At 71.9% G+C, this 24,031-nt stretch carries 23 protein-coding genes; 12 read left to right on the forward strand and 11 right to left on the reverse strand.

From position 1 onward, the window contains the following. Nucleotides 1–132 precede the first annotated feature (132 nt). The 3 genes from ftsH (at nucleotide 133) to EHS43_RS01055 (ending at nucleotide 3,919) form a co-directional block, all read left to right on the forward strand. A complete protein-coding gene (ftsH, locus tag EHS43_RS01045) occupies nucleotides 133–2,166 on the forward strand; it encodes an ATP-dependent zinc metalloprotease FtsH (RefSeq protein ID WP_125188528.1) in 2,034 nt (677 codons plus the stop codon). A 121-nt stretch (nucleotides 2,167–2,287) separates the two neighbouring features. Continuing rightward, entirely contained in the window at nucleotides 2,288–2,893 is a 606-nt protein-coding gene (gene folE / locus EHS43_RS01050; protein ID WP_125188530.1) for a GTP cyclohydrolase I FolE, read from the forward strand. A gap of 177 nt (nucleotides 2,894–3,070) precedes the next feature. Next, nucleotides 3,071–3,919: a hypothetical protein gene (locus tag EHS43_RS01055; protein WP_260470329.1), complete on the forward strand. Its 849-nt coding sequence runs from the start codon at nucleotides 3,071–3,073 to the stop codon at nucleotides 3,917–3,919. A 35-nt stretch (nucleotides 3,920–3,954) separates the two neighbouring features. Here EHS43_RS01055 and EHS43_RS01060 read toward each other — a convergent pair whose 3' ends face one another. The 6 genes from EHS43_RS01060 to EHS43_RS01085 form a co-directional block, all read right to left on the reverse strand. Next, nucleotides 3,955–4,440 carry a DUF3180 domain-containing protein gene (locus tag EHS43_RS01060; RefSeq protein ID WP_125188532.1) on the reverse strand — a complete coding sequence of 162 codons (486 nt, stop codon included), beginning with the start codon at nucleotides 4,438–4,440 and terminating at the stop codon, nucleotides 3,955–3,957. Nucleotides 4,441–4,508: 68 nt separating this feature from the next. Beyond that, nucleotides 4,509–5,120: a 2-amino-4-hydroxy-6-hydroxymethyldihydropteridine diphosphokinase gene (folK, locus tag EHS43_RS01065; protein ID WP_125188534.1), complete on the reverse strand. Its 612-nt coding sequence runs from the start codon at nucleotides 5,118–5,120 to the stop codon at nucleotides 4,509–4,511. Next, nucleotides 5,117–5,476: a dihydroneopterin aldolase gene (gene folB / locus EHS43_RS01070; protein WP_260470330.1), complete on the reverse strand. Its 360-nt coding sequence runs from the start codon at nucleotides 5,474–5,476 to the stop codon at nucleotides 5,117–5,119. Before folB ends, folK begins: the two co-directional genes overlap by 4 nt. Before the next feature lie 248 nt (nucleotides 5,477–5,724). Further along, a complete protein-coding gene (locus tag EHS43_RS01075; protein WP_125188538.1) occupies nucleotides 5,725–6,228 on the reverse strand; it encodes a nuclear transport factor 2 family protein in 504 nt (167 codons plus the stop codon). Then, entirely contained in the window at nucleotides 6,225–7,130 is a 906-nt protein-coding gene (gene folP, locus EHS43_RS01080) for a dihydropteroate synthase (protein ID WP_125188539.1), read from the reverse strand. Before folP ends, EHS43_RS01075 begins: the two co-directional genes overlap by 4 nt. Beyond that, nucleotides 7,127–8,929, reverse strand: coding sequence for a phosphatidylglycerol lysyltransferase domain-containing protein (locus EHS43_RS01085; RefSeq protein ID WP_125188541.1), 1,803 nt, complete (start codon nucleotides 8,927–8,929; stop codon nucleotides 7,127–7,129). Before EHS43_RS01085 ends, folP begins: the two co-directional genes overlap by 4 nt. A 174-nt stretch (nucleotides 8,930–9,103) precedes the next feature. Between EHS43_RS01085 and EHS43_RS01090 the strand changes: the two genes are divergently transcribed. Both EHS43_RS01090 and EHS43_RS01095 read left to right on the forward strand, forming a co-directional pair. Further along, nucleotides 9,104–10,231, forward strand: coding sequence for an esterase family protein (locus EHS43_RS01090; RefSeq protein ID WP_125188543.1), 1,128 nt, complete (start codon nucleotides 9,104–9,106; stop codon nucleotides 10,229–10,231). A 188-nt stretch (nucleotides 10,232–10,419) separates the two neighbouring features. Then, nucleotides 10,420–11,676 carry a hypothetical protein gene (locus EHS43_RS01095; protein ID WP_185806075.1) on the forward strand — a complete coding sequence of 419 codons (1,257 nt, stop codon included), beginning with the start codon at nucleotides 10,420–10,422 and terminating at the stop codon, nucleotides 11,674–11,676. Between the two features lie 30 nt (nucleotides 11,677–11,706). Here the strand turns inward: EHS43_RS01095 and EHS43_RS01100 are convergent, their stop codons facing one another. Both EHS43_RS01100 and EHS43_RS01105 read right to left on the reverse strand, forming a co-directional pair. Further along, the gene (locus EHS43_RS01100) at nucleotides 11,707–13,041 is read right to left on the reverse strand and encodes a PH domain-containing protein (RefSeq protein WP_125188547.1); all 1,335 of its coding nucleotides are present in this window, start codon (nucleotides 13,039–13,041) and stop codon (nucleotides 11,707–11,709) included. Then, entirely contained in the window at nucleotides 13,038–13,541 is a 504-nt protein-coding gene (locus EHS43_RS01105; RefSeq protein ID WP_125188549.1) for a PH domain-containing protein, read from the reverse strand. Before EHS43_RS01105 ends, EHS43_RS01100 begins: the two co-directional genes overlap by 4 nt. Before the next feature lie 31 nt (nucleotides 13,542–13,572). Here EHS43_RS01105 and EHS43_RS01110 point away from each other — a divergent pair, with 31 nt between their 5' ends. Next, a complete protein-coding gene (locus tag EHS43_RS01110) occupies nucleotides 13,573–14,724 on the forward strand; it encodes an NADH-quinone oxidoreductase subunit D (protein WP_125188551.1) in 1,152 nt (383 codons plus the stop codon). Here EHS43_RS01110 and EHS43_RS01115 read toward each other — a convergent pair. Beyond that, the gene (locus EHS43_RS01115) at nucleotides 14,689–15,717 is read right to left on the reverse strand and encodes an SAM-dependent methyltransferase (protein ID WP_125188553.1); all 1,029 of its coding nucleotides are present in this window, start codon (nucleotides 15,715–15,717) and stop codon (nucleotides 14,689–14,691) included. The two genes, EHS43_RS01110 and EHS43_RS01115, sit on opposite strands and share 36 nt — an antisense overlap. 118 nt (nucleotides 15,718–15,835) lie before the next feature. On the opposite strand from EHS43_RS01115, the gene EHS43_RS01120 reads away from it, so the two are divergent. Beyond that, entirely contained in the window at nucleotides 15,836–17,038 is a 1,203-nt protein-coding gene (locus EHS43_RS01120) for a sensor histidine kinase (protein WP_125188555.1), read from the forward strand. An 82-nt stretch (nucleotides 17,039–17,120) separates the two neighbouring features. Further along, a complete protein-coding gene (locus tag EHS43_RS01125; RefSeq protein ID WP_125188557.1) occupies nucleotides 17,121–17,786 on the forward strand; it encodes a response regulator transcription factor in 666 nt (221 codons plus the stop codon). A gap of 178 nt (nucleotides 17,787–17,964) precedes the next feature. On the opposite strand, the gene EHS43_RS01130 is transcribed toward EHS43_RS01125, so the two are convergent. Further along, nucleotides 17,965–19,071 carry a DUF5937 family protein gene (locus EHS43_RS01130; protein WP_125188559.1) on the reverse strand — a complete coding sequence of 369 codons (1,107 nt, stop codon included), beginning with the start codon at nucleotides 19,069–19,071 and terminating at the stop codon, nucleotides 17,965–17,967. 98 nt (nucleotides 19,072–19,169) lie between these two features. Here EHS43_RS01130 and EHS43_RS01135 point away from each other — a divergent pair, with 98 nt between their 5' ends. Beyond that, on the forward strand, nucleotides 19,170–19,385 hold the full coding sequence (locus EHS43_RS01135) for a hypothetical protein (RefSeq protein ID WP_125188561.1): 216 nt from the start codon (nucleotides 19,170–19,172) through the stop codon (nucleotides 19,383–19,385). Between the two features lie 4 nt (nucleotides 19,386–19,389). Here the strand turns inward: EHS43_RS01135 and EHS43_RS01140 are convergent, their stop codons facing one another. Beyond that, nucleotides 19,390–20,628, reverse strand: a complete 1,239-nt coding sequence (locus EHS43_RS01140; RefSeq protein ID WP_125188563.1) for a low specificity L-threonine aldolase — start codon at nucleotides 20,626–20,628, stop codon at nucleotides 19,390–19,392. 171 nt (nucleotides 20,629–20,799) lie between these two features. Between EHS43_RS01140 and EHS43_RS01145 the strand changes: the two genes are divergently transcribed. The 3 genes from EHS43_RS01145 to EHS43_RS01155 form a co-directional block, all read left to right on the forward strand. Then, on the forward strand, nucleotides 20,800–21,729 hold the full coding sequence (locus EHS43_RS01145; RefSeq protein WP_125188565.1) for a Rossmann-like and DUF2520 domain-containing protein: 930 nt from the start codon (nucleotides 20,800–20,802) through the stop codon (nucleotides 21,727–21,729). Continuing rightward, complete coding sequence (gene panC, locus EHS43_RS01150; RefSeq protein WP_125188567.1) at nucleotides 21,726–22,718, forward strand: pantoate--beta-alanine ligase; 993 nt, start codon at nucleotides 21,726–21,728, stop codon at nucleotides 22,716–22,718. Before EHS43_RS01145 ends, panC begins: the two co-directional genes overlap by 4 nt. Next, the coding region (locus EHS43_RS01155; protein WP_125188569.1) for an L-aspartate oxidase at nucleotides 22,715–24,031 on the forward strand (1,317 nt) is incomplete at its 3' end. The genes panC and EHS43_RS01155, both read left to right, overlap by 4 nt.

The following is a 24,031-nucleotide window of genomic DNA, read 5'->3' on the forward strand; positions in this document are numbered from 1 at the left end:
CCGTTGGAGCATGCAGACGGGCCCGCCAGCCCTCCCGTGCCGCTTCGGGCGACGATGCTGGGGTACCGTCAGAAGAACTGTCTTATCAAACTCACTATGGCAGGAGGGACGGGGCGACACCGCTCCGTATGGATGGACGTGAAGCGATACTTCCGTGGGCCGGTCATGTGGATCGTGCTGGCCGTCCTTGCCGTGGTCGTGTTGATGCAGGTCGTCGGCTCGTCCGGCGGCTACAAGACGGTGGACACCGGCCAGGTCGTCCAGGCGATCAATGACAACAAGGTCGAATCAGCCAAGCTGACCACCGGCGACGAGAACACCATCAAGGTCTCGCTCAAGGACGGCGAAAAGGTCGAGGGCAGCTCGAAGATCCAGGCGAGCTACATCGGCGACCAGGGCCGTGACCTCGCCACCGTGCTGCAGAACAAGTACCAGGACAAGCAGATCCCCGACGGTTACACCGTCTCTCCGACGAAGCAGAACGCTTTCGTCGGGATCCTGCTCTCCCTGCTCCCCTTCGTCCTCATCGTGGTCGTCTTCCTGTTCCTGATGAATCAGATGCAGGGCGGCGGCTCCCGGGTCATGAACTTCGGGAAGTCCAAGGCGAAGCTCATCACCAAGGACACCCCGAAGACGACGTTCTCGGACGTCGCCGGCTCGGACGAGGCCGTCGAGGAACTCCAGGAGATCAAGGAGTTCCTCCAGGAGCCGGCCAAGTTCCAGGCCGTCGGGGCGAAGATCCCCAAGGGCGTACTGCTGTACGGCCCCCCCGGCACCGGCAAGACCCTGCTCGCGCGCGCCGTCGCGGGCGAGGCCGGCGTGCCGTTCTACTCGATCTCCGGTTCCGACTTCGTCGAGATGTTCGTCGGTGTCGGTGCCTCCCGAGTCCGTGACCTGTTCGAGCAGGCCAAGGCGAACGCCCCGGCGATCGTCTTCGTCGACGAGATCGACGCGGTCGGCCGCCACCGCGGCGCCGGCCTCGGCGGCGGTCACGACGAGCGCGAGCAGACCCTCAACCAGCTGCTCGTCGAGATGGACGGCTTCGACGTCAAGGGCGGCGTGATCCTCATCGCCGCGACGAACCGGCCCGACATCCTCGACCCGGCCCTCCTGCGCCCCGGCCGCTTCGACCGCCAGATCGCGGTCGACCGACCGGACATGCAGGGCCGTCTGGAGATCCTCAAGGTCCACCAGAAGGGCAAGCCGGTCGCGCCCGACGTCGACCTGTCGGCCGTCGCGCGTCGTACGCCGGGCTTCACCGGCGCGGACCTGAGCAACGTCCTCAACGAGGCCGCCCTGCTCACCGCCCGCAGCGACAAGAAGCTGATCGACAACTCCATGCTGGACGAGGCGATCGACCGTGTGGTGGCGGGCCCGCAGAAGCGGACCCGGATCATGTCGGACAAGGAGAAGAAGATCACCGCGTACCACGAGGGCGGACACGCCCTGGTCGCGGCGGCCTCCCCGAACTCCGACCCGGTCCACAAGATCACGATCCTCTCCCGAGGCCGTGCCCTTGGCTACACCATGGTCCTGCCGGACGAGGACAAGTACTCGACCACCCGCAACGAGATGCTCGACCAGCTCGCCTACATGCTGGGCGGACGCGCCGCCGAGGAACTGGTCTTCCACGACCCGACCACCGGCGCCGCGAACGACATCGAGAAGGCCACGGCGACGGCCCGCGCGATGGTCACCCAGTACGGCATGACCGAGCGTCTCGGCGCCATCAAGTTCGGCGGCGACAACACCGAGCCGTTCCTCGGACGTGAGATGTCGCACCCGCGTGACTACTCGGAAGAGGTCGCCGCGCTGGTCGACGAAGAGGTCAAGAAGCTCATCGAGACCGCGCACAACGAGGCCTGGGAGATCCTGGTCGAGAACCGCGACGTCCTCGATCAGCTGGTGCTCCAGCTGCTGGAGAAGGAGACGCTGAACAAGGAGCAGATCGCCGAGATCTTCGCTCCCATCGTCAAGCGTCCCCCGCGCCCGGCCTGGACGGGCTCCTCGCGCCGCACGCCGTCCACCCGTCCGCCGGTGCTCTCCCCCAAGGAGCTCGCACTGACGAACGGCGCCAACGGCGCGGCCCCGGCGATCAGCACCGCCAAGGCCACCTCGTCGGAGCCGGCCACGGAGGCCGTTCCCGAGGAGCGCCCCGAGAGCTGACGCTCACCCGTACCGCCCCGGTGAGCGCACCGGGCCCGGAATGGATGCCGCGCCCCCCAGGTTTTAGCCTGGGGGGCGCGGCGTTTTTCGGCCGTGAGGGACTCTAGGAACGAGGCACCAGATGACCGACCCCGTGACGCTGGACGGCGAGGGCTCCATCGGCGAGTTCGACGAGAAGCGCGCCGAGAGCGCGGTCCGCGAACTGCTGATCGCGGTCGGCGAGGACCCGGACCGCGAGGGCCTCCGGGAGACGCCGGGGCGGGTGGCGCGGGCGTATCGGGAGATCCTGGCGGGGCTTTGGCAGGTGCCTGAGGACGTTCTGACGACGACGTTCGATCTGGGGCACGATGAGATGGTCCTGGTGAAGGACATTGAAATCGTATCTCTGTGCGAACATCATCTTCTGCCGTTCCACGGCGTGGCTCATGTCGGCTACATCCCGGCTGACACGGGCAAGATCACGGGCTTGTCGAAGCTCGCGCGTCTCGTGGAGGTGTTCGCTCGTCGGCCACAGGTGCAGGAACGACTCACCACGCAGATCGCGGACTCCCTCATGCGGATCCTTGAGGCTCGCGGCGCGATCGTCGTCATCGAGGCCGAGCACATGTGCATGTCTGTACGTGGCATTCGCAAGCCGGGCGCCAAGACCACGACGTCGGCGGTGCGGGGGCAGCTTCGGGACGCTACGACCCGGGCTGAGGCGATGAGCCTCATATTGGCGCGCTGACCGGATTGTCAGTGGTGCCGTGTACGTTCCTCGGCCAGTTCTGGACGGTGACCGAGGGGGATCACGGTGGGGTACGGGCTGCCGAGCAAGCAGACGGTGAACGCGGTGGGAGGCCGTCTCCAGGCGCGGAGTGTGCGGGTCGGGTGCCGCCTCTGGGCCCTGGACGGGGACCGGACGGTGCAGACGGTGGTGACACAGGTGACGACCGCCAAGGTCCGCGAGGTGGTGGACGTCGTCACCGACCACGTGACCTTCAGGGTTGCGCCGGATCAGATGCTGGGCACACCGGACGGGTGGGTTCACGCGCGAGACACCCACGGGACGGTTCTCGCCTGGACCCACGCGCGCAAGCTGTGTCGTCAGCGCCTGGTCGTCAGACCCGGTTACGAGCCGGGGTACATGATCGGGGCGAGTTGCGCGGACGGAACGGTCGGCAGGAACTATGTGTCCTTGGTCGTCAACGACGAGGCGTTCGCCGCACGGTTCGCAGCCTGTCTCACGACGGCGACCGGGCTGCCGACCCGTCTGGAATCGGTGACGCGCCCCTCGGGCTACCTTCAGCGTGATGCGCCGGGATACCGGGTACGTGTGGTCTCGTCGTATCTGGCTGACCTGATGAGGCAGTACGTGGGCGGCGACGCGCATCACATGCGGCAGCGGTTTCCGCGGGTCGTCCTGCGGGACCGGGAGACGTTCGAGGGTTTCCTGGACGGCTACACCGACGGAGACGGATTCAGGTCCAAGAGCTGGCGTGGCCGATTGCTGGTCAGTGCCAACGTGCCTTTCCTTGCGGAACTCGCCCGCGTCATCGGCGCCCGATTCACCCCTCGGCGTGATGGAGGGGCCTCACATCTGGTCGTGGCCGAGAGCTGGCCCTCACGTGGCATCTTCAAACCCGAACAGCATGCACTGGAACTCAGGGAATCCGCGTGGACCGAGGTGCGTGAGGTGCGTCTTCGCCGAGTGGAAAGCCCGAAGCCCTTCACTCTCCACAGTTACCGACTCGATCCAGCCCGAGCTTCCTGATCAACGGTCATCTGGCCCGGGAGCCCTGGTGACCGTCACGCCGTCGACGCGGCGCCCGAGTTGTGGTCGTCGTCCTCCGGGAGTTTGCAGACTCGCTCCAGGAAGATCGCCGCCGCTATGACCGCGATGCCGGCGAGGACCGAGAAGCCGGCATAGATGGCCTGGTCGCGGCGGGCGGGGATGTCGAGGGACTCCAGGAGGAAGACGCCGGTGCCGCCGTACATGCCGGAGACCAGGGCGGCGACCAGGGCGCTGGCCTGGCCGAAGACGACCGCGCGGGCCGCCATCAGCGGGTCGACGCCCTTCGCGTCGGGGACGCGCTCGCGCTGGGCCTTGAGGCGGGCGCGCAGGGAGAGCGCCGTGGCCATGAGGACCACGGCGATCAGGGCGAGGACGATGGGGGCGGCGAGCGGGACGCTGGGCAGGGTCCCGATCGAGTTCCACAGCCGGGCGCCCGCCCAGGACAGGATCCCGGCCACGGCGAAGACGGCGGCCAGCAGCCTGATGCGCAGCTCTTTCACGGTGCCCCTTCAGCTCCCCCGAGGTCCTTGGGCGGTCCCACGGACAGTGGTCGTCTTGACCTTAACGGCTATTCGGGCAGCCGGAGTTCCAGGTCCCCGCGGGGTTCCACGCCGTTTCGCGTGACGGCGTCGAGGAGGGCTGCGACCGGGCCGCGGCCGGGCAGCTGGGCCTCGGGCTCCACGTCGTGCCAGGGGACGAGCACGAAGGCCCGCTCGTGGGCGCGGGGGTGGGGCAGGGTGAGGGCCGGGTCGTCGCGGACCACGTCGGCGTACGTGACGATGTCGACGTCGAGGGTGCGCGGGCCCCAGCGCTCGTCCCGGACCCGGTTGAAGGCCTCCTCGACCGCGTGCGCCCGCTCCAGCAGGGAGGACGGGGGGAGTGTGGTCTTCAGTACGACGACCGCGTTGAAGTACGAGGGCTGGCTGTCGGCGTCCACGCCCCACGGCTCCGTCTCGTACACCGGGGAGACGGCCTTGACGCGGACGCCGGGGGTGTCCTCCAGGGCGTCGACGGCCCCCTGGAGGGTCTCCAGTCGGTTGCCGAGGTTGGATCCGAGGGAGAGTACGGCGCGCTTGGGGTTGTGGAGGGTGGTGTCGGCGGCGTCCACCTGCTGCACGACGGAGGCGGGCACCGGCTGTACGGTCGGGTCGCTGTGACCCGCGGCGAAGGACGCGGTCATACTCGGCTCCGGGTGATGGTGACGGTCACGTCGTCGAAGGGCACGGTGATCGGTGCCTCGGGCTTGTGGACCCTGACCTCGACCTCCTCTACCCGTTCGTGTTTCAGGCAGACCTGGGCGATGCGCTCGGCGAGGGTCTCGATGAGGTCGACGGGTTCGCCCTCGACGACGGCCACGACCTCCTCCGCCACGACGCCGTAGTGCACGGTCTTCGTCAGGTCGTCGTCGGCGGCGGCCGGCCGGGTGTCGAGGCCGAGGACGAGGTCCACGACGAAGGTCTGGCCCTCCCGCCGTTCCTCGGGGAACACACCGTGGTGCCCGCGGGCCTTCAGGCCGCGCAGCGCGACACGATCCACGCGAATCACTCCTGCAATCGTCGGTGACGGCCGGTCCGTACCGTGTGCGGGCGGTACCCCGGCCTCGAACGAATCTACCTGCGAGCACTGACAGGGCCGGGCCACGGGGGCGCGGCCGGTGCCGGGTCCAGGAGGTTTCACCGTGTGTTTCCCCTGGGGAACCCGGCGGCTCACGGGTTGGTAGCCGCCCATACCCAGGGGCTCGTGATTCCAACCACTTCTTGGGCCGGCCGGGTGCAGAGCCGGGTTCAGGAGCTGGCTTCCCCGTCCTCGTCCTCGCTGTTCTCGGCCAGTACCGGGGAGGCGTGGTGGGACCAGAGTTTCCAGCCCTCGGGCGTGCGGCGGAAGACGTTCGTGGCGACCACGAGCTGGCCGACCAGCGGGCCGAGTTCCCCGTCGCCCTCGGGCGCAGGGCCGCCGCTGAGGATGTTCTCGGTGCAGGTCACCAGGGCGGTGTCGCCGGTGACGGAGACGTGCACGTCGGTGAGGAAGAACTGGATGTAGTCGGTGTTGGCCATGATGAGCGCGTACGACCTGAGGACCTCGCCGCGTCCGGTCAGCACGGGCCAGCCGGGGTGCACGCAGGAGACCACGCCGACGTCGGCCGGGTCGTGGTAGCTCTCGTCGACGCCGAGGTCGGCGGGGGTGAGCCAGAGCGAGGACAGTTCCTCGAAGTCGCCGCGCTCCAGTGCCTCGTAGAAGGCGGTGTTGGCGGCCTCGACCTGCTCGACGTCGGTGTGGGGGGCGCTCACCGGGCTCCTTCCGCGCCGCTGTCGGCGGCGTGCGCGCCGTCGGTGCGCGCTCCTTCCACGGCGCGGGCGACCCGTACCGCGTCGGCGGTGGCGCGCACCTCGTGCACGCGCACCGCCCACGCGCCGGCGTGCGCGGCGAGGGCGGAGACGGCGGCGGTGGCGGCGTCGCGCTCGCGCGCGGGCGGCGGGGCGCCCTCCGGGCCGGCGAGGACCCGGCCGAGGAAACGTTTGCGGGAGGCGGCGACGAGGAGCGGGTGGCCGAGGCCCAGGAGGCGGTCGAGGTGGGAGAGGAGGACCAGGTCGTGCTCGGCGTCCTTGGAGAAGCCGAGCCCCGGGTCGACGACCACGCGGTCGGGGGAGATGCCGCCCGCGAGGACGGCGTCCACGCGCGCGTGGAGTTCGTCGACGACCTCGGCGACGACATCGGCGTAGACGCCCCTGACGTTGCCGCCTTCCAGGAAGCCGCGCCAGTGCATGACGACGAAGGGGGCGCCCGCGTCGGCGACGACCGGGATCATGGCGGGGTCGGCGAGGCCGCCGCTGACGTCGTTGACGAGACGGGCGCCGGCGGCGAGGGCCTGTTCGGCGACACAGGCGCGCATGGTGTCGACGGAGACGGTGACGCCCTCGGCGGCGAGGCCGCGGACGACGGGGACGACGCGCCTCAGTTCCTCGGCCTCGTCGACGCGGGTCGCGCCGGGGCGGGTGGACTCGCCGCCGACGTCGACGAGGTCCGCGCCCTCCTCGACGAGGGCCAGGCCGTGCTTGACGGCGGCCGTCGTGTCGAACCAGCGGCCCCCGTCGGAGAAGGAGTCGGGGGTGACGTTCACGACTCCCATGACCGCGCAGCGGTCCCATTCCGGAAGACCGGCGACGCGCCCGCGTCCGCTGTGCTTGCTCATACGTTCAGCCTAGGCCCCGCGTGGGCACACGCGCGTGCGGTGTGCGAGCGGCGGCGCAGGAAGCGCGGCAACGGGAGGGCGAGGTTGACGAAGCCCTCGGCCTGCATGGCGGCGAAGCCGATGCGCGGGAGGTCGCCGGAGGCTCGGTAAACGACGAAGCGGGGCTCCCAGCGGGGCTGGAACTTCGCGTTGAACTTGTACAGGGACTCGATCTGGAACCAGCGGGACAGGAAGACGAGCAGGCCCCGCCAGGCGCGCAGCACCGGGCCGGCGCCGATCTTCTCGCCGCGGGCGAGCGCGGAGCGGAACATCGCGAAGTTCAGCGACATGCGTGTGATGCCGAACTTCGGGGCCGCCTGGAGGGCGGCGACGATGAGCAGTTCGTTCATGCCGGGGTCGGCCGAGCGGTCGCGGCGCATGAGGTCGAGGGAGGCGCCGTCGGTGCCCCACGGCACGAAGTGCAGGATCGCCTTGAGGTCGCCGTACGGGCCGGGCTGGTCGTCCGCCTTGTGGGCGGTGGCGATGAGGCAGTCGCCGTCGGCGAGGTCGCCGATGCGGCCCAGGGCCATCGAGAAGCCGCGTTCGGTGTCGGTGCCGCGCCAGTCGTCGGCGGCCTGCCGGATGCGCTCCAGTTCGGTCTCCCCGAGGTCACGGACGCGCCGTACCCGGGTCTCGTAACCGGCCCGCTCGATGCGCTTGACCATCTGGCGGACGTTGCGCATCGCGCGGCCGGCGAGCGAGAAATCCGCGACGTCCACCACCGCCTCGTCGCCCAGTTCGAGGGCGTCGAGGCCGGTCTCGCGCGTCCAGACCTCGCCGCCGGTCTCCGAGCAGCCCATGACGGCGGGGGTCCACGAGTGCGCCTTGGCCTCGTCCATGAAGCGCTCGATGGCGCCGGGCCAGGCCTCCACGTCGCCGATCGGGTCGCCGCTGGCGAGCATCACACCGGAGACGACGCGGTAGGTGACGGCCGCCTTGCCGCTGGGGGAGAAGACGACGGCCTTGTCGCGGCGCAGCGCGAAGTGGCCGAGGGAGTCGCGGCCGCCGTGCTTGGCCAGCAGCGCCCGGAGACGGGACTCGTCCTCCTCGGTGAGGTGTGCGGCGGGGTGCTCGGGGCGGAAGGCGAGGTAGATCGTGGTGATCGCGGTGAGCAGGCCCAGGGCGCCGAGCGAGACGCCGACGGTCCACGAGGTGTCGCCCTGGTAGTCGACGGGGCCCTCGAAGCCGAAGAGGCCGTACAGGACGTGCGTGAGGCGGTCGGCCAGGCTCGGGTTGCCGACCATGCGGTGCGGGTGGACGCTGACGATGATCAGGCCGAGGGCCAGGGAACCGGCGCCCATGAGGACGAAGTTGGCGAGTGCGCGCCAGCGGCTGCGCGGGTCGGGCAGCGCCCTGAACTGGTCGCGGTGGCGCACCAGCGGCACGAGCAGGGCGAGCGAGATGGCGGCGCCGAGGAGCGAGTGGCGGTAGGTGAACTGCGCCAGCGCGCCCGCCGGCAGCAGCGCCACGGCCGCCCGCCAGGCCCGGCGCTTGTGGCGCCTGAGGCCGTGGGCGAGCAGTAGCAACAGCACCCCGGTGCTCAGTGAGAGCGCCGCCGCGAACGGGCCGAGCGCGCCGGGCAGCACTTCGGCGAGGGTGTGCATACGGCTGTGCCGGAAGCGTGGGAAGACGCCGGCGGCGATGTCCAGCAGGCCCACGAGCGTGCAGGCTCTGGCGACGAGGACGGGGACTGCCTCGGGGCGCGGGCCGTGCAGGGCACGCCGCAGCCGTGTTGATCGGATCGGAACCCCGCCCGACATTTCCTCATCTGTCCTGACAGACATCGCATCCCGTGGTTCTGCGAGTGACTTTGGATCCGGAGCCCTGATTCGGGCATCCGGCGACATTGCGCCCTCTAGGACGGTGTCTCGTGAGGAGAGGTTCACTCACCTCCTCAAAGCCGTTTCAAAGGCCGAGGAAAGCGAAAGCAAGCAATGGGTCTCACGAGCAACAACACGCTGGTGCCGGCGGTCCTGGCCACCGTGGTGCTCTTCGTCGGCACGGTGTGGTTCTGGCCGCGGCTGGCGCGCCGTGGCTGGCGGTCCGTCAGCGGCCGCGTCGGGCTGTTGCTCGCGACGCAGCTCTCGATCTTCGTGGTGGTGGGACTGGTCGCCAACCAGACGTTCGGGTTCTACGCCTCCTGGGCCGACCTGTTCGGCCAGGAGACCGACCAGGGCGTGGTGGTGGACCACACGCCGGGCACCCGGTCGGGCGGGCCCCTGAGGGTGACCGAGATCGGGGGCGTGCCCGGCAGGGGCGGATTTCGGCCGTCGTCGGTCGGGCAGGTCCAGAAGGTCGACATCGTCGGCCCGACCTCGCACATCGCGTCTCCCGCGTACGTCTATCTCCCGCCGGAGTATTTCCAGGAGCGCTATCGCGCGCACACCTTCCCGGCGTCGGTCGTGCTCACCGGTTATCCGGGCACCGCGAGAGCGCTGGTGGACAAACTCCACTATCCGCGCACGGCTCTGGAACTCACCAAGGACGGCCGTATGGAGCCGATGATCCTGGTGATGCTGCGGCCGACGGTGGCGCCCCCGCGCGACACCGAGTGCGCGGACGTTCCGGACGGTCCGCAGACCGAGACGTTCTTCGCGAAGGACCTTCCGCAGGCGGTGGGCGCGCACTACAGGGTGGGCAAGGAGCCGGGCAGCTGGGGGATCATCGGGGACTCCACGGGCGGTTACTGCGCGCTGAAGCTCGCCATGCACCACCCCGGGGTGTACGCCGCGGGGGCGGGGCTGTCCCCGTACTACAACGCGCCCGTCGACCCGACCACGGGCGATCTCTTCCAGGGCGACAAGGGGCTGCGCGACCGCGCGAACCTGTGGTGGTGCCTCAAGCACCTGCCCGCGCCGGACACCTCACTGCTCGTCAGCAGCAGCAAGGTGGGCGAGAAGAACTACAAGGACACCCTGAAGTTCATAGAGCGGGTGAAGGCGACGGAAACGACACGGATCTCGTCGATCATCCTCGAAAGCGGCGGGCACAACTTCACCACCTGGCGGCGGGAGATCCCGGCGACCTTGGAGTGGGTCAGCGAGCGGTTGAGCGGCCGGTGAGTGGCCGGTGGGTGATCGACGAGCGATCGATGAGTGATCAATATGCCGAATTCGGCGGCGGTCGCGATTCCTGATGCCGTGTGAAGGTCGCGGTATGGCTGTGTTTTTACGGGGCGGGGCACCATGGTTCGCCTACTCGCGGTAAGTTTCTGGCCATGCCACGTGGACGTCACCGCCATTCCCCGCCTTTGCACAGGCTGCTGCCTCCGTCGGCGATCGCAGGCGTCTCCCTCGTCTGTGCCTTCGGTCCCTGGGTGTTCTCGCAACAGGCCGTGCTGCGCGTGATAGCCGCGTTCGCCGCGGCGGTCGCGGTCGTCGGGGCGGCCGTCATGCGCCGTTGGGACGGGCAGGCGGGCAAGCAGGTCGCCGACCTCACGCGCGCGCGTGCGAGCGACGAGTGGCGGCACGAGGAGCGGGTCGCCGAACTCGAGACCGATCTGGAGGAGTCGCGGGAGCTGCGCGTCAAGCTGGAGCAGCGGCTGCGGGCGAAGCGCGCGGAACTGGCGGGGCTGCGCAACGAACACGCGGCGCTGCTGCGGCGGTACGCCACGGCGGAGACCGAGCGGGCGAGCGCCCTGGAGGGCCGCCGACTGCTGGAGATAGAAGCCGCCCCGGTGCGGGAGCTGCCGCCGGCCGAGCAGGCCGACGCGCAGTCCGTGGCGGTGGCTGCCGAGGACGAGACACTGACCGGGACCGAGGTCGTGGAGGCCGCGGAGGACTCGGACGCTTCGGAGGGTCTTTCCGAGGAGAAGCCGCAGCGGCCCGCGATCTTCTCCCCGGAGGGGTCCCGGTTGTTCCTGCGGGCGAACGCGGCACTGACGCGGCTCGACGCGGAAGGCGACGGGGCCGTCACGACGAAGGAGAAGTCGAGGGAGAAGGCGAAGGCCGGGACGAAGGCCAAGGCCGATCCCAAGGCCGGCCACAAGGCCGCTCCCAAGGCCGAACCCAAGGCCGTTCCCGAGCCCGCCCCCAAGGCCGGGGCCGACTCCAAGGGGCCGTCGGCCACCGCCGGTACCGAGGCGGAGGCCGCGCGGGAGGACGAGGCGCGGGGGAAGCCCGAGGCGGTCGACGGGCATGAGCACGCGGCCGCCACCACCCCGGCGAGAGCCGCCCAGCCGCAGCAGCAGCCCGCCGGGCACTTCATCGCGCCGACCGCGGTGGCGGTCGTGCCCACGGCTCCCGTGCGACGCCCGCGGGTCGAGGGCGGGTTCGACTTCTTCGGCACGAAGGCGGGTGCCTCGCGGGACGCCCTGGAGGCCGTGCAGAACGAGGACCTCGCCGACGTCGTCGGCCAGGAGGCCCTCGCCCTGCACAAGGCCGAGTCGGAGGCGGAGTTCAAGCCGGCCGACGAGGAGTCGCGGGGCATCGGCCAGGTCATCGACCTGACGGCCCACGACGAGACCGAACAGATCAACCTTCAGGGGCTGCGCAGCGCGGTCTCCTGACGGACTTACGACGGTTCGCGAGGGGCACGGTCAGACCATCCAGCGGTCGGGCCGTGCCCCTTTCCGTCCCGTACGCGACCTCTCCGCCTGCGCCCCGAGCAGCACCGCGGCCTCCTGAGCGTCCCGCAGACGGGCCGTGACGGTCTTGTTCGCTCCCGTGTCCACGTGCACGTCCGCGACCCGCCACAGCCGCTCCCAGGGCCCCTGCGAGAGCCGTACGCTCTGGACCTTCGCGTGCGGGACGAGCGCCAGGCTCCGGCGCAGCAGCCCCTGCCGGGAGGCGAACACCGTGTCGGTGACGGCGAGTCCGTGGCCGCGCCACCACAGGGGCACGCACCGCCCGGCCCGCCGCGGGGGCCGGGACAGCTCCGCCGGCGGCGGCACGGTCACCCCGGGCAGCACGCGCGCGACGACCGCCTCGGCGGCCTCGCGCGGAGCGACCGGCACCAGCACGGAGTTGGACGACCCGGCCACGTCCAGCTCGACCCGCACCCAGCCGCGCCGCCGCCACAGCAGCGGCTCCACGATCCGCACGGTCTGCACCCGGCCCGGCGGCACCGTCTCGTGGGTGCGGTCCAGGAGGCCGTGGTCGATGCGCAGGCCGTCCGGGGACTCGCCCACCGTCCAGTCGTACTCGCTGACGAACCGCCCCACGCTGCTCGCCCCCGCCGCGCCGAGCAGCGGCAGGGCGGTCGCGAGGACCGTCCACAGGCTGTGGGTGGCCCACCACAGCAGCGGCGGTACGACGAGGGCGGCGACCAGCGCCCCCCAGGTGGCGCCCGTCAGCACGAGGGAGAGCGCGAGATCACGCGGAGGCGTGCGCAGCAGCTCGCGCGCCGGTGCCTCACCGACCTCGTGCGCGGTCTCGGGGGCGAACCCGGCGGCGCGCGCCAGGAGTTCCGCGCGCAGCGCCCGCGCCTCGCGCTCCCCGAGGAAGGCCAGCTCGTCCTTCTTGTCGGCGCCGACGACGTCCAGCCGGAGCTTGGCGACACCCGCCACGCGCGCGAGGAGCGGCTGGGTGACGTCGACCGCCTGGATCCGCTCCAGCCGGATGTGCGCGGTGCGCCGGAACAACAGGCCGGTACGGATGCGCAGTTCGGTGTCGGTCACCGCGAAGTGGGTGAACCACCAGGTGAGAAAGCCGTACAGGGCGGCGGCCGGGACGATGACGGCGAGCGCGAGCAGCAGGGTGGTGGTGGTCAGCCGGGTCAGCTGGCGCTGCGCCTGGTCGGGGTCGTGCACGGCCCATCCGATGACGACGGCGACCGGCGCCCACGCCCGCCTGAGCGGCGTTATGGGATGCAGCCGCCGCTCGGTGACGGCCGCCTTCTCGTCCACGGCGTCGTCGACGCCCGGCGTCGTCACAGGCCCGCCGATCGGGCCTCGCCGAGTTCGGTGAGCCGGTCCCGCAGCCGCTCCGCCTCGGCCGGGTCGAGGCCCGGAATGGTGGCGTCGGTCGCCGCGGCGGCGGTGTGCAGCTGGACGCTGGCCAGGCCGAAGTGCCGCTCCACCGGACCGGAGGTGACCTCCACCAGCTGCATGCGGCCGTACGGCACGACGGTCTCCTCGCGCCACAGCACGCCCCGGCTGATCAGCAGGTCGTCGGCGCGCTCGGCGTAGCGCCAGGAGCGCCAGTTGCGGCCGAGCATCACCCAGCCCCAGCCGGCGAGGGCGAGCGGCAGCAGCGCGAACGCCGCCCAGACCGGCCCGCACAGCAGCCCGAGCAGCAGCCCGAGGGCCACCGCGAGCAGTCCCAGCCACACCACCAGCAACAGCCGCCGCATCCGCAGCAGCCCCGGCGGCAGCCCGGTCCACACCGGCTCGGCCCCCGCGACCTCTGTGTCCTGCCCGCTCCCCGTCTCCATGGGGCCAGCGTACGTAGGAGAGACTGTGTCCATGACTCCCACGACGGAGACCACGGTCGGCATCGGCGGCGCCGCGGAGAGCACCGACATGGTGCTCAACATCGGACCGCAGCACCCGTCCACCCATGGCGTGCTGCGGCTGAGGCTGGTCCTGGACGGCGAGCGCATCATGAGCGCGGAGCCGGTGATCGGTTACATGCACCGGGGCGCGGAGAAGCTCTTCGAGGCACGCGACTACCGCCAGATCATCATGCTCGCCAACCGCCACGACTGGCTGTCGGCCTTCTCCAACGAGCTGGGCGTGGTCCTCGCCGTGGAGCGGATGCTCGGCATGGAGGTCCCGCAGCGGGCGGTGTGGACGCGCACGCTGCTCGCCGAGCTCAACCGGGTGCTCAACCACCTGATGTTCCTGGGCTCGTACCCGCTGGAGCTCGGTGGCATCACCCCGGTCTTCTACGCGTTCCGCGAGCGGGAGGTCCTCCAGAACGTCATGGAGGAGGTCTCCGGCGGCCGGATGCACTACATGTTCAACCGCGTCGGCGGCCTCAAGGAGGACCTGCCGGCCGGCTGGGCCACGCGTGCGCGTGCCGCGGTCGCCGCGGTGCGCTCGCGCATGGACCGCTTCGACGACCTGGTGCTCGGCAACGAGATCTTCCGGGGGCGCACCCGGGACGTGGGCGTCCTCGCGCCGGAGACCGTCCACGCGTACGGCGTGAGCGGCCCCGTGGCGCGTGCCTCGGGCGTCGACTTCGACCTGCGCCGCGACGAGCCGTACCTCGCCTACGGGGAGCTCCAGGACACCCTGAAGGTGGTGACCCGGCAGGAGGGCGACTGCCTGGCCCGCTTCGAGGTCCTCCTGGAGCAGACCCACAACGCCCTCGACCTCGCCGACGCCTGTCTGGACCGGCTCGCCGAACTGCCGCCCGGGCCGATCAACCAGCGCCTGCCCAAGGTCCTCAAGGCTCCCGAGGGGCACACGTACGCGTGGACCGAGAACCCGCTCGGGATCAACGGCTACTACCTCGTCAGCAAGGGCGAGAAGACCCCGTACCGGCTCAAGCTGCGCTCGGCCTCGTACAACAACATCCAGGCGCTGGTGGAGCTGCTGCCGGGCACGCTGGTCGCGGACATGGTGGCGATCCTCGGGTCACTGTTCTTCGTGGTCGGGGACATCGACAAGTAGGGCGTCGACGAGCGGGCCGTCGAGGCCGACGGGCTGGAGGAGCCAGCCGAAGTCGCCGAGGCCGCCCGCCGCCGTGAGCTCGGCGGCCTCGCCGGCGCGCGTGAGGGCGCGCAGATATTCCGCGGGTTGTGCGGACGCCAGGGAGAGCGGGGGGCGTGTGCCCGTGAGGCCCAGGGCGCGCAGGGCGTCGCGCTGGGCCAGCAGGCGCCCTCCGGGGAGCGCGCACGCGTCCAGCGCGACATGGGCCGTGAGGTCGCACGACCCGTCCGGCACGGGTGCGCTCTCGCGCCCCTCGCGAAAGCCGGTGAGCGTCCCGAAGGGGGGACGCGCGGCCGCCGTGTGCGCGTAGTCGACGGCGACGGCCAGACCCCGCCCGACCGTGGCGACCGCCGCCGCCCAGGCCTCGTCCCGGGGCAGTCCGATCTCGGCCCGCAGCCCCTCCTCGGCCGGCAGCGGCCACCAGCGCCGCAGCCACTCGGCCTCCGCACCCGCGACGGGTTCCCCGAGCCGCTCGCGGCCGTCCCGTCGTACGAGAACCCGGCGCGGCACGCCCGCGGAGTCCGTCTCGGCGATCTCCACCGGTACGTTGTCCAGCCACTCGTTGGCGAACAGCAGGCCCGTGATGCGGCTCGGCGGCTCGGACAGCCACTCGATCCGGTGGTCCAGGCCGGCGGGACGGTCGGCGATCTCCACGGCGTACGCGCGCGTACGGGCGCTCACCTCCGCGGGCAGGGCGGCGAGGACGCCTGCGGCCAACTCGCCCCATCCCGCGGCCATGTCGACGAAGTCGAGCCGGGCGGGCCGGCCCAGCGCCACGTCGAGGCGGCACAGCAGCCGGGCCACGGCCCCGGCGAACAACGCGGAGGCGTGCACGGACGTACGGAAGTGTCCGGCCGGCCCCTCCGGCCTGCGGTAGAAGCCGTCCGGGCCGTAGAGCGCGGCCTCGGTGGCGGCCCGCCAGCCGGTCCAGCCGTCCGTCGTGTCATTGGTCACGCCGTCAGGCTAGGCGCACAGGCGAACGGGGCCTCCACCTTGGGGAGTACGCGCGGCCGGCACGGATCGGTCCTCCGGTTGACCCCTGCACACATCACGCTTCCCTACGCTGGGTTACGTGCAGCGCCTCTATGACTTCCTCCGCAGGCACCCGACAGGGGTGGACGCCTTCTGGGCCGTCTTCCTGCTCGGGATCTCGCTCGCGAGCGAAACCGTCCGTGGGAAGTCCCAGGGGACCGGGTCCCCGATGACGATCGTTCCGATCGTCCTGCTGCTGTGCCTGGTGATCGCGCTGCGCAGACTCATGCCGGAGCGGATGCTGCTGCTGGCCATCGGGCTCGGTGTGGCGCAGGTCGCGCTGGACGTGGAGACCACCTCCGCCGACTTCGCCTTCCTGGTGATCGTCTACACCGTGGCCGCCACCGGTGCCCGCTGGGCGTCCCGGCTCGCGCTGACGATCGGCCTGTGCGCCGCCCCCGTCGCGCAGCTGCGCTGGCCGAACGAGCACTCCGGTGTGCTCGGCAACGTCGCGATCGTGATCTTCCAGACCGTGCCGTTCGCCCTGGCCTGGGTGCTCGGCGACTCGATCCGCACCCGGCGCGCCTACTTCGCGCAGCTGGAGGAGCGCAACGCCCGTCTGGAGAAGGAGCGCGAGGCGCAGGCGAAGGTCGCCGTCGCCGCCGAGCGCGCCCGGATCGCCCGCGAACTGCACGACGTGGTCGCGCACAACGTGTCCGTCATGGTCGTCCAGGCCGACGGCGCCGCCTATGTCCTCGATGCCGCGCCCGACCAGGCCAAGAAGGCCCTGGAGACCATCTCCTCGACCGGCCGGCAGGCGCTCGCCGAGATGCGCCGCCTGCTGGGCGTGCTGCGCACGGGCGAGCACCAGGAGGGCGGCGAGTACGTCCCGCAGCCCGACGTCGAGCAGATCGAGGACCTCGTCGAGCAGTGCCGCGGCTCCGGGCTCCCCGTCGACTTCAAGATCGAGGGCACCCCGCGCCCGCTGCCCAGCGGCGTCGAGCTGACCGCGTACCGCATCGTGCAGGAGGCGCTCACCAACACCCGCAAGCACGGCGGGCCGAACGCGGGGGCGAGCGTGCGCCTGGTCTACTTCGACGACGGCCTCGGCCTGCTCGTCGAGGACGACGGCAAGGGCGCCCCGCACGAGCTGTACGAGGAGGGCGGCGCCGACGGCGCCGGCCACGGCCTGATCGGCATGCGGGAGCGGGTCGGCATGGTCGGCGGCACCCTGGACGCGGGCCCCCGCCCCGGCGGAGGATTCCGGATCAGCGCGCTGCTGCCGCTCAAACCAGCGCATTGACATTCACGCACGCCCCCTGTTGACACCTGTCACGCCCCCATGGCGACCTGCCGCACGACCCCGAGGAAACGGAAGAGGCCCGATGACGATCCGCGTGATGCTCGTCGACGACCAGGTGCTGCTGCGCACCGGGTTCCGGATGGTGCTCGCAGCCCAGCCGGACATGGAGGTCGTCGCGGAGGCGGGGGACGGTGTGGAGGCCCTCCAGGTGCTGCGCTCGACCGCCGTGGACGTGGTCCTGATGGACGTCCGCATGCCGAAGCTCGACGGTGTGGAGGCCACCCGCCGCATCTGCTCGGAGCCCGACCCGCCGAAGGTGCTGATCCTGACCACCTTCGACCTGGACGAGTACGCCTTCTCCGGACTGAAGGCGGGTGCCTCCGGCTTCATGCTCAAGGACGTGCCGCCCGGCGAGCTGCTCACCGCGATCCGCTCGGTGCACAGCGGTGACGCCGTGGTCGCCCCCTCGACGACCCGGCGCCTGCTCGACCGGTTCGCTCCCATGCTGCCCACCACCGGCAAGGAACCCCAGCACAAGGAGCTGGAGCGGCTCACCGGCCGCGAGCGCGAGGTCATGGTGCTGGTCGCGCAGGGACTGTCCAACGGCGAGATCGCGGCCCGGCTGGTGCTGTCCGAGGCGACGGTGAAGACCCATGTCGGCCGCATCCTGACCAAGCTGGGCCTCAGGGACCGGGTGCAGGTGGTGGTCCTCGCCTACGAGACCGGGCTGGTGCGCGCGGGCGGCTAGGGCGTGTTGCGCAACGGCTGGTCGATCTTCCGGGTCTCCTTCATGCGGAGTTCCAAGGCGGCAGGAAGGCATTCATATTCGGGCAGTTGACCTTGCTGTCGATGGCTGGATCTGCGCGAGTTCGCCGTTGTGCAACAGCCTTTAGGGCTGAGGTCCCGCTCGCCGGGCCCCGGGCCGGCTAGCGCAGGATCCCTTCCAGGAAGTCGCTGCCCAGCCGGGCCACCACGGTGACGTCCAGCTGGTGCAGGACGTACCGGCCGCGGCGGCGGGTGGTGATCAGGCCCGCCTTCTTGAGGACGCTCAGGTGCCGGGATATCTCCGGTGCGGTCATGCCGTGCACCTGGGCGAGCTCGCTGGTGGTGTGGGCGCTGCGGGCCAGGTGCCGGCACAGGCGCATCCGGACCGGATGGGAGAGCGCGGTCAGGCGCAGGGCCAGCTGCTCCACCGAGGGCGGGGCGGCGAGCTCGGGGGAGCCGGCCGGGTAGTGCAGGGCGGGCTGCCAGCCGTACCGGTGCAGGACGCTCAGGTGCGGCCAGCCCAGGCTCGTGGGGACCAGCAGCAGACCCCCTTCCGCGGTGGCGCTGTGCCCGGTGCCCAGCTTGTCGACCGTGATGCGGCCGGCCGCCTCGTCGAGCGTGACCGCGGGCGACACCGCGGTCAGCGCCTCCGCGAGCCCCTTGCGGCGCAGCAGGTCCGTCTTGTGGCGGGCGTCCGCCGCGAGCTGGTGGCGCAGCCGCGACCAGGTGTCCGCGAAGAACGCCTCGTCGCAGTCCTCCACGAACTGCCGGAACCAGGCCCGGATCCGCGGCGGGTCGGCCAGCAGCCGCTCGGCGAACCGCACCTGCCGGGGTCCGCGTGACGCGGCCAGCTCCAGGGCCCGCCGGTGCAGCGCGCTGTCGGAGAGCGCGCTCGGGCCGTGCGAGCAGTAGGGAAGCGCGCAGGTGAACTCCAGGGCCGCGTCCACGAACTGCTCGTCCGTCAGCTTGTCGAGCAGGTCCAGGTCCTCGGCGATGCAGGCCCCGGGGAGCGTGGTGCGGCCCGCGACGCCGGCGAACGGCATGAACAGGTCCGAGAACGTCGTCCGCCACAGGAAATCCGCCTCGCACATCCGGTCGGCCAGGTGCGGGTCGAGGCGCGCGGTCACGCCCGTCACCCAGGCCTGGAGCCCCGGATGGTGCCCCGGTTCGGCCAGCGCGTGCAGCGCCATGCCGAGCTCGGCCAGGGGTGAGGGCACGACGGCGACCCTCTCCGGCCGCAGCCCCGCGATGTCGATGCGCACGCTCATGACCTCATGGTGCACCCCGCCACTGACAACGCCGTCGTCGATTGACGGGGGCTGTCAATCGACGCGACGCGACCGCCGTCCCGCCCCAGCCTGGGGGCATGAGCCTCACCCAGCAGCACCTCCTCGACACCCACCGCGCCCGGCACCTCGGCACCCCCGTCCCGCCCGCACCCGGCACCCACGACGTGCGGATCCTGCGCGAGCTGCGCGAGTACCGGCGCTTCCGGGCGGTCCTGGCGGGGCGGCCGGCCCGCGGGTGGCTGCGGCACGTGCTGCGCCACCGCGCGCACCGACGGGTCCGCCCCGGCTGCTGACCGCCTAGCCGGCCACCTCCCGCAGCCGGGCGGCGAAGTCCACCGCCGCCGCCCGTACGTCCGCCGCCGTCCACTCCAGGGCGGCCGCGCGGACGTACACCTCGGTCATGGACAGGTCCGGGCCCTTCGCGTCCCAGGGGTTGATGAACAAGGCCGTCCCCGTCTCCTCCGACTGCCGGATCGCCGCCTCGGAGAGCTCGTCGACGCCGTACGGCAGCCAGACCTGGAAGTCGAAGGTGTGCGGCACCTCGGGGTGGACCCGCGCCCACGCCACCCCGGCCTGCGCGAACCCCTCGCGCAGCGCGGCGGCCACCACGCGCGCGTGGTGGACGTACTCGGGCAGCCTCGGCAGTTCGCGCTCCAGTCCGGCGAGGGCCGACAGGGCGGTCGGGAACTGCTGGAACACCGTGCCTCCGTAGCGGTGCCGCCACGTCCTCGCCTCCTCGACCAGGCTCGTCGGGCCCGCGAGCGCGGCTCCGCCGAAGCCCTGGAGCGACTTGTAGAACGACACGTAGACGCTGTCGGCGAGGTCCGCGATCTCGGCCAGGGGGCGCCCGAAGTGGACCGTCGTCTCCCACAGGCGGGCCCCGTCGAAGTGCACCACCGCGTCCCGCTCGCGCGCCGCCTCGACGACCTCGGTGAGCTCCTCCCAGGTGGGCAGCACGAAACCGGCGTCCCTCAGCGGCAGTTCCAGCATCAGCGCCCCGAAGGGCTCCTCGAAGCCGCGTATCTCGTCTGCCGTGGGCTGTCGCGGTTCGCTCGTCACATGGACCGGGCGCAGTCCGGAGACCTCCCGGAAGGCGTCGCGCTCGTGCACCTCGGGGTGGGCCAGGGGGTGCAGGGCGACGGTGGGGTTGCCGGTGCGGCCCGCCCAGCAGCGCAGCGCCACCTGCTGGGCCATCGTGCCGGTCGGGAAGAAGGCGGCGGCCTCCTTGCCGAGCAGAGCGGCCACTTTCTCCTCCAGGGCGGCGACGACGCCGTTGCCGTAGAGGTCACCCGGTTCGTCCAGGTTGTGGAGCGCGTCCGCGTCGCCGAGCAGTGCCAGGCGCTCACGCAGGGGTGCGAACAGTCCCAGGCGGGCCAGTGAGCGCTCCGCGCTCCGGTAGGCGCTGATGCGCCGTGCGCGGCGGCGCAGGAGCCGTTCCTCCTCCGTGAGTCGTTCCGTCGGCTCCCCCTGCGTGACCTGCTCGGGTCGCCCCTCGTCCGCCGTCCGTCCGGCCTCTCGCACCTCTTCGTCACTCATGCGCGGATCATCTCGCGCGGCCCCGGGGCCGGGCACGCGCGTGTGCGCACCCGGAGTCCACGGAAACCCACAGCCTGTGGACAACCGGACGCCCCTCGAACCGATCGCGTTAACATGACGAGAAATCGTCCGGTACCCAGATGCGGACTGGAACGGGAAGGCCGCCGACGCGTGAGTACAGCCCAACAGCCAGACAGCAAGGACCGCCCCGCACGGCTCACCGTCGGCGTCGTGGGCGCCGGCCGGGTGGGACCGGCGCTGGCCGCGTCCCTCCAACTCGCCGGGCACCGGCCGGTGGCCGTCTCGGGAGTCTCCGAATCCTCCAGGCGGCGGGCCGCGCTGCTGCTGCCCGACGTCCCGCTCGTCACCCCCGCGGACGTCCTGCAGCGCGCCGACCTGGTGCTGCTGACCGTCCCCGACGACACCCTGCCCGGACTCGTCGAGGGCCTCGCCGAGACCGGCGCGGTGCGCCCGGGCCAGCTGCTCGTGCACACCTCCGGGCGCTACGGCGCGAGGGTCCTGGACCCCGCCCTGCGCGCGGGCGCGCTGCCGCTGGCCCTGCACCCGGCGATGACCTTCACGGGCACCCCCGTGGACGTCCAGCGCCTCGCGGGCTGCTCCTTCGGCGTCACCGCGCCCGAGGAACTGCGGTTGGCCGCCGAGGCCCTCGTCATCGAGATGGGCGGCGAGCCCGAGTGGATCGAGGAGGAGAAGCGCCCGCTGTACCACGCGGCCCTCGCCCTCGGTGCCAACCACCTGGTCACGCTGGTCGCCCAGGCCATGGAGCTGCTGCGCTCGGCCGGCGTCGAGGCCCCCGACCGGATGCTCGGCCCGCTGCTCGGCGCCGCCCTGGACAACGCTCTGCGCTCCGGTGACGCGGCCCTGACCGGGCCCGTCGCGCGCGGTGACGCCGGAACCGTCGCCGCGCACGTCACGCAACTGCGCGCGCACGCCCCGCAGACAGTGGCGGGCTACCTCGCGATGGCCCGCGCCACCGCCGACCGGGCGCTCGCCCACGGCCTGCTCAAGCCGGAGCTCGCCGAGGACCTCCTCGGGGTACTCGCCACCGGGACCGACGGCGCCGAGGGGGACGCCCGATGACCACCACCCTGCTGCGCACCGCCGACGAACTGCACGCCCGCACGCGCGTGGGCCGCCGGGCCGTCGTGATGACCATGGGCGCCCTGCACGAAGGCCACGCCACCCTGATCCGCACCGCGCGCGAGATCGCCGGAGCGGACGGCGAGGTCGTCGTCACCGTCTTCGTGAATCCCCTTCAGTTCGGCGCGGGCGAGGACCTCGACCGCTACCCGCGCACCCTGGACGCCGACCTCAAGATCGCCGAGGGCGCCGGCGCGGACGCCGTCTTCGCGCCCTCCGTCGACGAGGTCTACCCCGGCGGCGAGCCCCAGGTGCGCATCAGCGCGGGCCCGATGGGGGAGCGCCTGGAGGGCGCCTCGCGCCCCGGCCACTTCGACGGCATGCTCACCGTCGTCGCCAAGCTGCTCCACCTCACCCGCCCCGACATCGCCCTCTACGGCCAGAAGGACGCCCAGCAGCTCGCCCTGATCCGCCGGATGGTGCGCGACCTGAACTTCGGCGTCGAGATCGTCGGCGTGCCCACCGTCCGCGAGGACGACGGCCTGGCCCTCTCCAGCCGCAACCGCTACCTCGACGCGAGGCAACGGCGCACCGCGCTCGCGCTCTCCCGCGCGCTGTTCGCGGGCCGCGACCGGCACGCGGCCCAGGAGGCGCTGCGCGCGCGGGCCCGCGAGGTGCCCGCCACGCACGCGCGTGCCGAGGCCCTGAGCGCCCTCGGCGAGTCCCGCGCGGCCGCCGACGCGCACGCGGTCGCCAAGGCCCTGCCGGGTGCCCCCTCCGCGGTCCGCGCGGCCGCCCGGCTGATCCTGGACGACGCCGGGCGCCTCGACCCGCCGCTCGCCCTGGACTACCTCGCACTCGTCGACCCGTCCGACTTCACCGAGATCGACGACGACTTCACCGGCGAGGCCGTCCTCGCCGTCGCCGCCCGGGTGGGGACGACCCGGCTGATCGACAACATCCCGCTGACCTTCGGAGCCGCCTCGTGACCAGCACAGGCATACGACTGCACGCACCCGCACCCGGGTGGTCCATCGACGCGGACGTCGTGGTCGTGGGCTCCGGCGTCGCCGGCCTCACCGCGGCGCTGCGCTGCGAGGCCGAGGGCCTGAGGACCGTCGTGGTCACCAAGGCCCGCCTCGACGACGGCTCCACCCGCTGGGCGCAGGGCGGCATCGCCGCGGCCCTCGGCGAGGGCGACACCCCCGAACAGCACCTGGACGACACGCTGGTCGCGGGCGTGGGCCTGTGCGACGAGGAGGCCGTGCGGATCCTGGTCACCGAGGGACCCGACGCGGTACGCCGGCTGATCGCGACCGGCGCGCACTTCGACGAGTCCGAGGAGGGCGACCTGGAGCTCACCCGCGAGGGCGGCCACCACCGGCGCCGGATCGCCCACGCGGGCGGTGACGCCACCGGCGCCGAGATCTCCCGCGCGCTCGTCGAGGCCGTCCGCGCGCGGGGCCTGCGCACGATCGAGAACGCGCTCGTGCTGGACCTGCTCACCGACGCCGACGGCCGCACGGCGGGCGTCACCCTGCACGTCATGGGCGAGGGCCAGCACGACGGCGTGGGTGCCGTGCACGCCCCCGCGGTGGTCCTCGCGACCGGCGGCATGGGCCAGGTGTTCTCCGCGACCACCAACCCGTCCGTGTCGACCGGCGACGGCGTGGCGCTCGCCCTGCGCGCGGGAGCCGAGGTCAGCGACCTGGAGTTCGTGCAGTTCCACCCCACCGTGCTGTTCCTCGGCCCGGACGCCGAAGGACAGCAGCCGCTCGTCTCCGAGGCCGTGCGCGGCGAGGGAGCCCACCTGGTCGACGCCGAAGGCGTGCGCTTCATGGTCGGGCAGCACGAACTGGCCGAGCTGGCGCCCCGGGACATCGTCGCCAAGGGCATCACGCGCCGCATGCAGGAGCGGGACACCGAGCACATGTTCCTCGACGCCCGGCACTTCGGCGCCGAGATGTGGGAGCACCGCTTCCCGACGATCCTGGCCGCCTGCCGCGCCCACGGCATCGACCCGGTCACCGAGCCCATCCCGGTCGCACCGGCCGCCCACTACGCCTCCGGCGGCGTGCGCACCGACCCCCGGGGCCGTACGACCGTCCCGGGCCTGTACGCGTGCGGCGAGGTCGCCTGCACCGGGGTGCACGGCGCGAACCGGCTCGCCTCCAACTCGCTCCTCGAGGGCCTGGTCTACGCCGAGCGCATCGTGGCCGACATCGTGGGAGTCCAGAAGGCGAACGGCCTCCACGCGCGCGTGCCGGTGCCCGTCGAGCACCCCGAGAGGCCGGCCCACCCC

The sequence above is a fragment of the Streptomyces sp. RP5T genome, from assembly GCF_003933965.1.
Classification (GTDB): Bacteria; Actinomycetota; Actinomycetes; order Streptomycetales; family Streptomycetaceae; genus Streptomyces.

Coding starts and splice junctions, on each gene's coding strand:
- EHS43_RS01140 (WP_125188563.1), bottom strand. CDS start 20,628: ATGAGTGACGAAGAGGTGCGAGAGGCCGGACGGACGGCGGACGAGGGG.
- EHS43_RS01090 (WP_125188543.1), top strand. CDS start 9,104: ATGGGTCTCACGAGCAACAACACGCTGGTGCCGGCGGTCCTGGCCACC.
- folE (WP_125188530.1), top strand. CDS start 2,288: ATGACCGACCCCGTGACGCTGGACGGCGAGGGCTCCATCGGCGAGTTC.
- EHS43_RS01105 (WP_125188549.1), bottom strand. CDS start 13,541: ATGGAGACGGGGAGCGGGCAGGACACAGAGGTCGCGGGGGCCGAGCCG.
- EHS43_RS01135 (WP_125188561.1), top strand. CDS start 19,170: ATGAGCCTCACCCAGCAGCACCTCCTCGACACCCACCGCGCCCGGCAC.
- EHS43_RS01085 (WP_125188541.1), bottom strand. CDS start 8,929: ATGTCGGGCGGGGTTCCGATCCGATCAACACGGCTGCGGCGTGCCCTG.
- folK (WP_125188534.1), bottom strand. CDS start 5,120: ATGACCGCGTCCTTCGCCGCGGGTCACAGCGACCCGACCGTACAGCCG.
- ftsH (WP_125188528.1), top strand. CDS start 133: ATGGACGTGAAGCGATACTTCCGTGGGCCGGTCATGTGGATCGTGCTG.
- folP (WP_125188539.1), bottom strand. CDS start 7,130: ATGAGCAAGCACAGCGGACGCGGGCGCGTCGCCGGTCTTCCGGAATGG.
- panC (WP_125188567.1), top strand. CDS start 21,726: ATGACCACCACCCTGCTGCGCACCGCCGACGAACTGCACGCCCGCACG.
- EHS43_RS01130 (WP_125188559.1), bottom strand. CDS start 19,071: ATGAGCGTGCGCATCGACATCGCGGGGCTGCGGCCGGAGAGGGTCGCC.
- EHS43_RS01110 (WP_125188551.1), top strand. CDS start 13,573: ATGACTCCCACGACGGAGACCACGGTCGGCATCGGCGGCGCCGCGGAG.
- EHS43_RS01125 (WP_125188557.1), top strand. CDS start 17,121: ATGACGATCCGCGTGATGCTCGTCGACGACCAGGTGCTGCTGCGCACC.